Annotated in this window: 12 protein-coding genes; 6 read left to right on the plus strand and 6 right to left on the minus strand. The window is 36.8% G+C overall.

The features are described from left to right. On the plus strand, positions 1-522 hold a 522-nt coding region (locus VLZ86_RS11645), incomplete at its 5' end, for a YigZ family protein (RefSeq protein WP_325451503.1). Here the strand turns inward: VLZ86_RS11645 and VLZ86_RS11650 are convergent. After that, positions 519-929, minus strand: coding sequence for a thioesterase family protein (locus VLZ86_RS11650; RefSeq protein WP_325451505.1), 411 nt, complete (start codon positions 927-929; stop codon positions 519-521). The genes VLZ86_RS11645 and VLZ86_RS11650 overlap by 4 nt on opposite strands. A 191-nt stretch (positions 930-1,120) precedes the next feature. Between VLZ86_RS11650 and dnaA the strand changes: the two genes are divergently transcribed. The 3 genes from dnaA to VLZ86_RS11665 all read left to right on the plus strand — a co-directional run bounded on the left by dnaA (position 1,121) and on the right by VLZ86_RS11665 (position 3,975). Beyond that, positions 1,121-2,548: a chromosomal replication initiator protein DnaA gene (gene dnaA, locus VLZ86_RS11655; RefSeq protein ID WP_325451507.1), complete on the plus strand. Its 1,428-nt coding sequence runs from the start codon at positions 1,121-1,123 to the stop codon at positions 2,546-2,548. Positions 2,549-2,672: 124 nt separating this feature from the next. Beyond that, positions 2,673-3,128, plus strand: coding sequence for a low molecular weight protein-tyrosine-phosphatase (locus tag VLZ86_RS11660; protein ID WP_325451509.1), 456 nt, complete (start codon positions 2,673-2,675; stop codon positions 3,126-3,128). Between the two features lie 130 nt (positions 3,129-3,258). Beyond that, positions 3,259-3,975 carry an SAM-dependent methyltransferase gene (locus VLZ86_RS11665; protein WP_325451511.1) on the plus strand — a complete coding sequence of 239 codons (717 nt, stop codon included), beginning with the start codon at positions 3,259-3,261 and terminating at the stop codon, positions 3,973-3,975. On the opposite strand, the gene VLZ86_RS11670 is transcribed toward VLZ86_RS11665, so the two are convergent. The 5 genes from VLZ86_RS11670 to dapF form a co-directional block, all read right to left on the minus strand. Continuing rightward, complete coding sequence (locus VLZ86_RS11670; RefSeq protein ID WP_325451513.1) at positions 3,976-4,644, minus strand: peptidoglycan-binding protein LysM; 669 nt, start codon at positions 4,642-4,644, stop codon at positions 3,976-3,978. It lies immediately after the preceding gene. A gap of 105 nt (positions 4,645-4,749) precedes the next feature. Beyond that, entirely contained in the window at positions 4,750-5,655 is a 906-nt protein-coding gene (locus VLZ86_RS11675; RefSeq protein ID WP_325451515.1) for a DUF2279 domain-containing protein, read from the minus strand. Between the two features lie 3 nt (positions 5,656-5,658). Next, positions 5,659-6,702: an endolytic transglycosylase MltG gene (mltG, locus tag VLZ86_RS11680; protein ID WP_325451517.1), complete on the minus strand. Its 1,044-nt coding sequence runs from the start codon at positions 6,700-6,702 to the stop codon at positions 5,659-5,661. Then, positions 6,702-7,226, minus strand: a complete 525-nt coding sequence (locus VLZ86_RS11685) for a GNAT family protein (RefSeq protein WP_325451519.1) — start codon at positions 7,224-7,226, stop codon at positions 6,702-6,704. Before VLZ86_RS11685 ends, mltG begins: the two co-directional genes overlap by 1 nt. After that, positions 7,226-7,999, minus strand: coding sequence for a diaminopimelate epimerase (gene dapF / locus VLZ86_RS11690; RefSeq protein ID WP_325451520.1), 774 nt, complete (start codon positions 7,997-7,999; stop codon positions 7,226-7,228). The genes VLZ86_RS11685 and dapF overlap by 1 nt, the downstream gene beginning before the upstream one ends. A 178-nt stretch (positions 8,000-8,177) precedes the next feature. Between dapF and VLZ86_RS11695 the strand changes: the two genes are divergently transcribed. Together VLZ86_RS11695 and VLZ86_RS11700 are read left to right on the plus strand one after the other, a co-directional pair. Next, entirely contained in the window at positions 8,178-9,593 is a 1,416-nt protein-coding gene (locus tag VLZ86_RS11695) for a trypsin-like peptidase domain-containing protein (RefSeq protein WP_325451522.1), read from the plus strand. 181 nt (positions 9,594-9,774) lie between these two features. Then, on the plus strand, positions 9,775-10,532 hold a 758-nt coding region (locus VLZ86_RS11700), incomplete at its 3' end, for a glyceraldehyde 3-phosphate dehydrogenase NAD-binding domain-containing protein (RefSeq protein ID WP_325451524.1).

A 10,532-nucleotide genomic window follows, 5' to 3' on the forward strand; every position in this document is an offset into this window, starting at 1 on the left:
AAAACAGAAGACGATGTCAAACTACATCTTGAAGCACTAAAAAAACAACACCATTCCGCCAGGCATTGGTGTTACGCCTATCAGCTAGGAATTCAAGAAAATCAAATTCAATTTAGGGTCAATGATGATGGAGAACCCAACAATAGCGCCGGAATGCCTATTTATGGACAAATTCAATCCTTTGAAGTGACCAACGTATTGATTGTTGTGGTCCGATATTTTGGAGGTGTGAAATTAGGAGTAGGCGGACTAATATCCGCTTACAAAACAACCGCTCAAATGGCATTAGAGCATTCAAAAATTGTCACTAAAACCATAGACCAACAAATAGAGCTCAAATTTGAGTACAAGGACATGAATAAAGTGATGCGTGTTATCAAAGAAAAAAACCTTAAAATAGTACGTCAAATTTTAGAATTGACCTGCACCGTTGTTATTTCTGTCCGATTAAAAAATATAAAGAGTGTTTTAGAGGCATTCGAGCCTATTTTCGGAGTGGAATTAAAAGTTTTGAACGATTAATTCCGCAGTTTGTCTAAAAGATATTCTGGACATTTGGTAGGTCTGTTCTTATTTACATCCATAAATACCAAAACGGTATTTCCCAGTGTCAAAATTTCCCCCAATTCGTTTGTAATTTCATAGTCAAATTCAATGCTTGCAGAAGGCAATTTTACCAACTGAGTCTTTACTTTAATAAGATCATCGTAACCCGCTGGCTTTTTGTATTTTACATTTAGGCTTACCACAGGCAATAAGAGACCTTCGGCTTCCATACTTTTATAGGAAACCCCAAAATTTCTAAGCCACTCTACCCTTCCAACTTCGAAGTATTGGGCGTAGTTTCCGTAATAGACGATACCCATTTGATCGGTTTCGGCATAACGCACTCTAAGTTGTATTTCGTGGCAATATAAAGGATTTGACATCTTTGTTTGGTTTATTTTTTGTATTTTCATCGCGGATTAAACATGGGGATTTAATTCTGAATATTCAATAGCAATTGATTTTTTTTTTCAGAAATTTGTTCACATATTTGTCTCAGAAATTATTCAAGAGAATACACGAATTTCTCTTTTTTTTGCTAATCTGACTAACAACAAAAAATTAACTTATTACAATGGAAGTAACTGCGCAATCGGTTTGGAAAAATTGTCTATCTTTTATAAAAGACAACATCCAACCCCAAGCATATAAAACTTGGTTTGAACCTATTACAGCAGTAAAGCTTACTGACAATGCTCTTAGCATCCAAGTGCCTAGTAAATTCTTTTACGAATGGCTTGAAGAGCATTATGTAAAAATCCTAAAAGTAGCCTTAAATAAAGAGCTTGGTGACCGGGCTAAATTGGTTTATGTCATAAAGATGGAAAACACTTATGGCAACAAACAACCGTTTACTGAAAAAATCCCAAGTTCCAACCGAAGTGCAGTAAAATCTCAGGATGTTGATATCCCGTTAAAGAATAAAAATCCGGAATTAAAAAACCCATTTATCATTCCTGGAATTAGAAATGTAAAAATCGAGTCGCAACTCAATCCCAATTACAATTTCGAAAATTTCCTTGAAGGAGATTCCAATCGCCTGGCCAGAAACGCCGGATTGGCAGTTGCGAACAAACCCGGCGGAACCTCTTTTAATCCGTTACTGATTTTTGGTGGTGTTGGTCTTGGTAAAACCCATTTGGCACACGCTATTGGTATTGACATCAAAGACAAGTACCCTGAGAAAACAGTGCTATATATTTCCGCTGAAAAATTCACCCAGCAGTATATAGATTCAGTTAAAAAGAACAATAGAAATGATTTTATCCACTTCTATCAAATTATTGACGTTTTGATCATTGATGACGTGCAATTCTTATCAGGTAAAACGGGAACGCAAGATGTGTTCTTCCATATTTTCAACCACTTACACCAAAATGGCAAACAAGTCATTTTAACAAGTGATAAAGCGCCTGTAGATATGCAGGATATTGAGCAACGCTTGTTATCTCGATTCAAATGGGGACTTTCAGCGGAATTGCAAAGTCCAGATTTTGAAACACGCGTGTCCATTTTAAAGAACAAATTGTATCGTGATGGCGTGGAAATGCCGGATGACATTATTGAATATGTTGCCAAGCATATTAAAACAAACGTCAGGGAACTTGAAGGCGCCATTATCTCTTTGATAGCACAATCTTCTTTCAATAAGAAAGAGATTACCATTAGTCTAGCTAAGGAAATTGTTGAAAAGTTTGTCAAAAATACCAAGCGTGAGGTCTCCATCGATTATATTCAAAAAGTCGTTTCAGATTACTTCCAAATGGACGTTGACACCCTTCAATCCAAAACAAGAAAACGACATATTGTACAGGCGAGACAATTAGCTATGTTTTTTGCCAAAAAATACACAAAAGCATCTTTGGCCAGCATTGGATCTCAAATTGGCAAACGTGACCATGCCACTGTACTACATGCTTGTAAAACTGTTGACAACCTCTCTTCAACTGATAAACAATTCAGAAAATATGTTGAGGACATTTCCAAGAAATTAGCGCTCTAAGACTAGTATTCGAATTGATGGTCCATAATTTCTGAACCAACTATCCAGATTAAAGGAAATTTGATTGATAATTATGTTATTCTCTCTTAATGGGAATAGAGTAAACAAAAAAACACAACATATAATGACAAGAATTTTAATGGTTTGTTTGGGAAATATCTGCAGATCACCATTAGCACATGGCATTCTTGAATCCAAACTGCCTGCCGACAAATTTATAGTGGACTCTGCCGGAACTGGAGATTACCATATAGGCAAAGCACCTGACCATCGTTCCATTGCCACTGCCAAAGCGAAGGGTCTAGATATTTCAAATCAAAAATGCAGACAGTTTGATGTCTCAGATTTCGATAATTTTGACATTATTTATGTCATGGATCAATCCAACTATGAAGATGTTGTAAAGTTGGCAAGAGATAAAGAGGATATTGCCAAGGTAAAACTGATTCTACAGAATTCTCAATCATCCACACTGAAAGAAGTTCCAGATCCTTATTGGGGGAATGCACAGGATTTTGAGGAGGTATACAATCTATTAGATGATGCTTGCGAAAAAATAGCGATACATTTAAATCGTTAACAGTTTCAAGAGGTCTTAATATTTTAGTAGATTTATTGGAAATATCCATTTTTCAATTGTCTCGCAAGCTAATCAAGGAGATATTAAATAGTATCTGTCTTATAACAACTCGAAAATTCATTAAAAACTAATGACAAACAACTTTGGCAAACTCTATTTAATTCCTACTGATTTAGGTGATGGCCCGGTTTGGGAAGTTTTGCCTACCTCTATAAAGGAAATAATAGATTTCACGGACGACTATATTGTTGAAAATGAAAAATCTGCAAGGCGTTTCATTAAAAAGACACATCCCCAAAAATCGCAACCAGCATTAAAGTTAAAAATTCTAAATAAGTTTACTGAAACATCTGAAAAACTATCATTTTTAAATGCTTGTAAAGAGGGGAAATCAATGGGATTACTGTCGGAGGCGGGATGTCCTGCTATTGCCGATCCCGGATCGGATATTGTCAAACTGGCACATGAGAACAATATCCAAGTGGTGCCTTTAGTTGGTCCATCATCCATTATTATGGCATTAATGGGCTCGGGCATGAACGGGCAAAGTTTTGCATTTAATGGGTATTTACCCATCGAAAAAAACGATCGGAAAACTGAATTGAAGCGGTTGGAGAAGCTATCCAGCGACCACAACCAAAGTCAATTATTTATTGAAACACCCTATCGGAACAATAAAATGTTGGAAGACTTATGTGTGACCCTACATCCACAGACCAGACTTTGTGTGGCTTGCGACCTCACTTTATCTTCAGAATACATAAAAACATATAGTGTTAACGACTGGAAGCACATAAAGGTAGACTTACACAAACGTCCTGCCATTTTCATCATTCACAAGGACTGATTACAAGTTGGCTTTTGCTTTTTGGTTTGGCTTTATAAAGGAGGTATCGTATCCTGAAAACTGTTTCATATAATATGATATGGATGTTCCATAGGCATCAGAAAGATTATATCCACCTCGGCTTCTTAAAAATTTCTTGACATTCCCAGGACCGGCCAAATGAGCAGCGGCTAGAATACCTGATTCGGTAACCGTGGTGCCATGTATCTCCATACCTACAAACCGTGCAATATCTTTTCTTAAGATCCACTTATTGCGTTCAGAATTGGCTAAAAATGCTTTTTCCTGCAATTCTGGAGTGTATAAAAAATATTCAGGATTGTAAACGCCAAGTAATTTTAATGTTTCGGCTCCAAATTGATACTTTCCTAAATATCCCAAATCATTGACCGTAAAATAATTCCCTCTTGATTCTTTAAAAGCCAATGCTTCTTTGAAACCTAAGTAGGACTTCCCTAAATATGGGAAAAACTTATTGTAATTGGTGTGTTGGGATGTTTCTCCATATGTGGTAGAAAGTGCGAGATCCTCTGTTACTGTGTAATTCATCTCTAATCCTTCAGTCGAAAAATTGGTCATATCAACAGTCGTTTTTGGAAAAAGCGTCGTGATTAAAATGACACAAATTGCAAAAGGGATAACAAAATAATTAGTGATCTTTTTTAACATAATTCCTAATCTTTGTAAAGCCTTTTCTATTTTTAGCAGACTTAAATTTCAGCGTGCAAAGGTATGACTTTATATTAAACCCTCAAAATTAATCGATTAAGGTCTCTAAAAGTAGATACCGTGGAGCTTTATGCCATTTTTATCGGTAAACTCCACAGTTGGAAAAGGCACCTTAATTACGTTCAAAACATCAAAAACGGATTTCAGGATAGGCGATTTTGTTTCTATCCTTGACAAATCTACGTCTAAACTCAAATAGAACTGCCGTTTTCTGTTATTGTTAGCAACAAAATTGTTAACAGACTCATTATAAGCAAATATCATGCCGTCCGCACTGTAACCTAATGCAAGATTCAAACATTTAGGAATATGATCATTATTAAAGAAGGAATGGATATTAAAACTTAACCAATAAGTTTGTCCGTTATAATCCTTCAAAAGCTCTTCAGAAAATCCGTTACCCAACTTCTCAGGACTTATTTGAGCATATTTAGTTTGATGAAAAGAAAATTTCAAGGTCATGCGTTGCTCTTCCCAAAGCAGTTCTTGAGCTATATAAATTCCGGTGCCCGCACCATTGGCCATTACATCTCCCCAAGAAAAACCCCATTCCTTACTAAAACCATCCAAAATTTCAACAGCGGTTAAAAATGTGAAGCCTAATGTTGAACCGTACAGCAATTGTTCTTTTTTACTGGCACCACTCCAATTTAAAACGTTTGCCCCTAACCTTCCCAATTGGTACGATGAGAAAACGTGGCCCATTTTGTCCATCTGTAGCCACTCCTCATTATCGTTTATGGTGTGAAAATTTGAACGCTCAAAATCAGCATACCACAATTGATCAAGCGCTAGTAACGTCAGGCCTCCAATTGCTACTTCTGAAATATATACAGCAGTTCTTCTATGTGTATTGAGTGTATCACTTGGCGTGAGAAACCTATCGAGTTTGGATTGAGAAAAAGAATTTGTGGTAAGAAGTAAAATTAAAATAAATTTTAATCTTGACATGATTTATCTATTTACCCCTTGCTGATTAATCCAACGTATATATTCTTGCCTGTTGAAATTGTGCTGTGCCAAGGTCTTAGCGAACTTGTGATATCCAAAATTCTTGACGTCTGCCACAAAATAAAAATAATCATGTTTCTCATGGTTTAGAACAGCATCTATAGAAGTGATATCTGGCATTGTGATTAAACCTGGCGGCAATCCGGTGTATTTATAGGTGTTATAAGGAGAATCAATCTCTAAATCTTTATAGAGGACCCGTTTGATGATCTGGTCAAAATTGCCGGAAGTGAGTTTAATGGCGTATATGACCGTTGGATCTGCCTGTAATGGCATTCCTACCTTTAAGCGATTCATGTAAACCCCAGCAACTCTTTTCCGCTCATCCACTTTAGCGGTTTCCTTTTGAACAATGGATGCCATGGTCATGACTTCATCTGGAGTTAAATTAAGCGCTTTAGCTTTCGCTAAACGCTCCTCGTTCCAAAATCGGTTGTATTCCTTAAGCATGCGCTCTCTGAACTGCTCCGCAGAGGTGTTCCAAAAAAACTGGTAGCTATTTGGAATATACATCCCTAAAGCTGTTTGGGTTGAAAAATTATTCGCCTTTAAAAATTCGGGAGAGGACATGACAGAATACAATTCCAAACTGTCCGCTTCAATTTGTGTTGAAACCCGACCCGCCAAACGCTTCAAGGATTCTTGATTGTTAAATGACAGTTTCACTTGGATATTATTGCTCCTTATGGAATTAATAATGTCATTGTTATTCATTCCTTTCTTAATGGCATACTTACCCGCTTTGATATTGGTTTTATATTTTTTACGTTCTGCTAGGGCATCAAATTTGTCCATATCCTTTAACAAGGGTTCCAATTCAGCCCTAACATCTTGATAAGAGGCGTTGGTTGGAATGTACACATAGGCAACATCATTATTAAATGCCGTGTTGGAAACGAACATGGTTTGATAAATCGTGTAAGCTATGAAGGCTGCTACTACTAAACCAATGAGTACAATGGCAACGAGAATTTTTCTTATATACATTAGGAATTGATGAGTTGGAGTAAATATTCGTTTTTAAATGTTTTATTTTTGTAAACCCAGTCCTTCTTGAGGCCCACTATTTCAAAGCCTTGATTGGCAAATAAATTAATACTGGCAAGGTTATCTTCTGAAATATTACAATAGAGCTGATGGAGATTGAGATGTGTAAAGCTGTAATTAATCAATAATTGAAGGGCTTCTTTTCCATAACCCTGCTGTCTGTCTTCCTGCTGTCGGACTAAAATCCCGACACCTGCGCGACTATTTTTAAAATCAAAATCAAATAAATCGATCATTCCCAACGGTTTGTTTTCATAGTTTGAAATAATCAGACGCAACTGTTTGGCTTCGTAAATATCTTGATAGGAATTTTCTAAATACTGTTTTAAAATATACTGGGAATACGGGGTTTGGGTATGGCTCAATTCCCATAAATTTTCATCATTCTCGATACCACTCAAGAAACTTAAATCCTCAGGCTCCAAAGCACGTAAATAAATGTGTTCTCCTTTTAGCGTAACCATTATATCTCTCCTTTAAAGACCTGAACTGCAGGCCCAATCAACCAAATATTCCTATACCCTTGACCATCCTTTTCAAAAGACACCTTAAGTGTTCCACCTTCAACATTTAAGGTTAACAGGTTTTTTTCTGTCTTTCCAATATAGTGCATCGCTAAAGCCACTGCAGTCACTCCCGTTCCACAGGACAAAGTTTCATCTTCAACGCCACGTTCATAGGTCCTTACCGAAAACAGCTCGTCAGAGATCTTAGACACGAAATTCACATTGCTTCCAACTTCATTATATGGCGCACCATATCTAATTGTAGAACCAACTTTTCTAATGTCGAGCTGTTCCAAATCACGTTCCATTTGCACATGATGTGGAGATCCCGTATTTAAAAACACGTGTGACTCAAATTTTTCCAAATAAGTAACATCCTGCATTTGAAGTTTTATAATGTCATTTTCTATCTCTGCATAATGTAAACCATCAATAGCTTCAAAACTAGTGCTGTTATTTATGATCCCCAGAAACTTTGCAAATGCTACAATACATCTTCCACCATTCCCACACATAGAGCTTTCATTTCCATCAGAATTAAAATAAACCATTTTAAAATCCAATGCATCGTGGCTCTCTAATAGGATAAGTCCGTCAGCTCCAATGCCAAAACGTCGGTCACATAGGAATTTGATGCGTTTGGTATCCTTTTTGTCAAAGGCAAGGTAACGATTGTCAATCACCACAAAGTCATTGCCTGTACCTTGATATTTATAGAATGTCTGTTTCATAGGTTTGGCAAATATAAGAAATCCCGACGGTTTATTGTGGTGTTAACCGAGCGTTAAAATTGGCGTTAAAAACCGTTAAAAGACCAACGGTTTATGTAATAAAAAACTATTTTTAATTGTTATGCGCTAATATTTTTATACTATTAATTTCATAATTCACTAATAAACCATAATTCAAATGAAAAAGATTTTAACCCTGATTTTAGTTTCTGCATTGGGAGGAATCATGACACTCTCTGCCTACAAGATTTTTATGGAAGAGGATGGCCAAATTCAGATGACCACTAGTACGGATTCAACGTTATCCTATTTCCCAACAAGCAGTAAAGCGGTGGCTTCCTACGGGACTTTAAATGTACCCGATTTTACAGAGGCTGCAGCAAATGCGGTACATAACGTAGTACACGTAAAAAACACAACTATTAGTAGAGCGCCAATGACCCTTCAAGATTTGTTCATGGGGCGTAACACCGAGCGCGCCCAAGTAGGAACCGGTAGTGGCGTTATTATATCTCCGGATGGTTATATCATTACGAATAACCATGTAATTACGGGTGCTCAGCAAATCTCAATAGCATTGAACAACAACAGAATCTATACTGCCGAGCTTATCGGGACCGATGAAAAAACAGACATTGCGTTATTGAAGATAGACGCAGATGAAGATTTGCCTTTCGCAACTTTTGGTGATTCTGATCAGGCAAAAGTTGGTGAGTGGGTATTGGCAGTGGGCAACCCATTTAATTTAACCTCAACGGTCACTGCCGGAATTATTAGTGCTAAATCCAGAGACCTGTCAGGCGTCAATGCCCAATCATTTATTCAAACCGATGCGGCCGTTAATCCAGGAAATTCAGGTGGAGCACTGGTCAATACTCGAGGCGAACTTATTGGCATTAACACAGCCATCACCTCCCAAACCGGTTCTTATATCGGGTATTCTTTTGCAGTACCTAGTAACATTGCCCGAAAGGTTGTAGAAGATATCATGGAGTTTGGCAATGTACAAAACGGCATCTTAGGTGTAAGAGGTGGTGAACTAAACAGTAAATCGGCCGAAACTTTTGAAGTCAATGTTACTCAAGGTTTTTACGTAAGTGATGTTGAAGAACGTTCGGGTGCAGAAAAAGCTGGAATTCGGAAAGGGGATATCATCAAAAAGATTGACAATATTACAATTTCAAAATTTTCTGATTTAAGCGGTTATTTAAGTACAAAACGTCCTGACGACGTGGTCAATCTGACTTTAATCAGAAGCGGTTCTGAAAAAGTAATTCCTGTAACCCTATCAAAAAGTGAAATTTCAACTGTCGATTTTTTGGACATGCAATTGAGAAACATACCAAGTAATCTCAAAAAAAGTGCAAATATAGCCCATGGTGTCGTGGTCATAAAGAATGACAATTACGCCCTGTATAAGAGTTTAGGCATAAATAGAGGCTACATCATTACAGAGATTAATGATCAAAAAATTAATGACGTAGATGACATCATCAAATTAAAACAAAAATATGGCGATGACATTGAGAAAAACTTAAAGAAGTTGTCGATCATTAATAGTTCAGGACAAAAAGAGAGTTTTATTTTTAAATAATAGAGCGTATTTTAAGCCTTACAAAACCCTATAGTATTAAACTTTACTATAGGGTTTTTTATTTCTTCAAAAGGTTACGAAAACGATTGAAATATATTACTTTTGCAGTCCGAAAGATCGGAAAAAAAACACAACATCAACGTATCCGCGTAACGTGCGGTTACATAAAAATTTTAAAACAATGAGTTTGAACGGAACTTATGAAAACGAATTGGCTTTTCAAGCAGATAGACGAAAAGCAACAGTTGAATTTATTAAAATAGTCAGCGATCTATGGTATGATAAATCCATTGAGCTTGTGCTTTTTAGAAATGAATTAATTGACAGAAATGTCAGTGACATCTTAAATCTGCACGAATATGCAGGTGAATTTGTTCAAAAACCAATTTCAATTTTTGATTCTGTTGAAATCGCCCAAGCGATTAAAACCTTAGATGTGCCTCCTGCAAAATTGGATATCGGGAAATTGACTTTTGAATATCATTTAGAAGACCAAAAATATTCCAATGCGACAGCATTTGTGGCTGACAAACTCAAAGCTGCAAGGAAAAATGAGTCTATAAAACCAAAAGATGTTGTTCTTTACGGTTTTGGACGGATTGGCCGGTTATTGGCCAGGGAATTAATGGCTAAGACTGGTAAAGGAAGCCAAATGCGGTTGAGAGCCATTGTAACCCGTGGAAAGATTGATCAAATTGTTTTAGAAAAAAGAGCGTCCTTACTTCGGAATGATTCTGTGCACGGCGATTTTTCCGGAACTGTAATTACAGATCTAAAAAACAGTGCACTAATCATCAACGGAACAACGGTTAATGTCATTTCTGCCAATGCGCCAGAAGATATCGATTACACACAATACGGCATTAAAGATGCCTTAGTAATTGACAATACAGGAGCTTTTAGAGATCAAGAAGCTTTGAGCAGACATCTTAAATCAAA

The sequence above is a fragment of the Gelidibacter sp. genome, assembly GCF_035515035.1.
In the GTDB taxonomy this organism is placed as follows: domain Bacteria; phylum Bacteroidota; class Bacteroidia; order Flavobacteriales; family Flavobacteriaceae; genus Gelidibacter.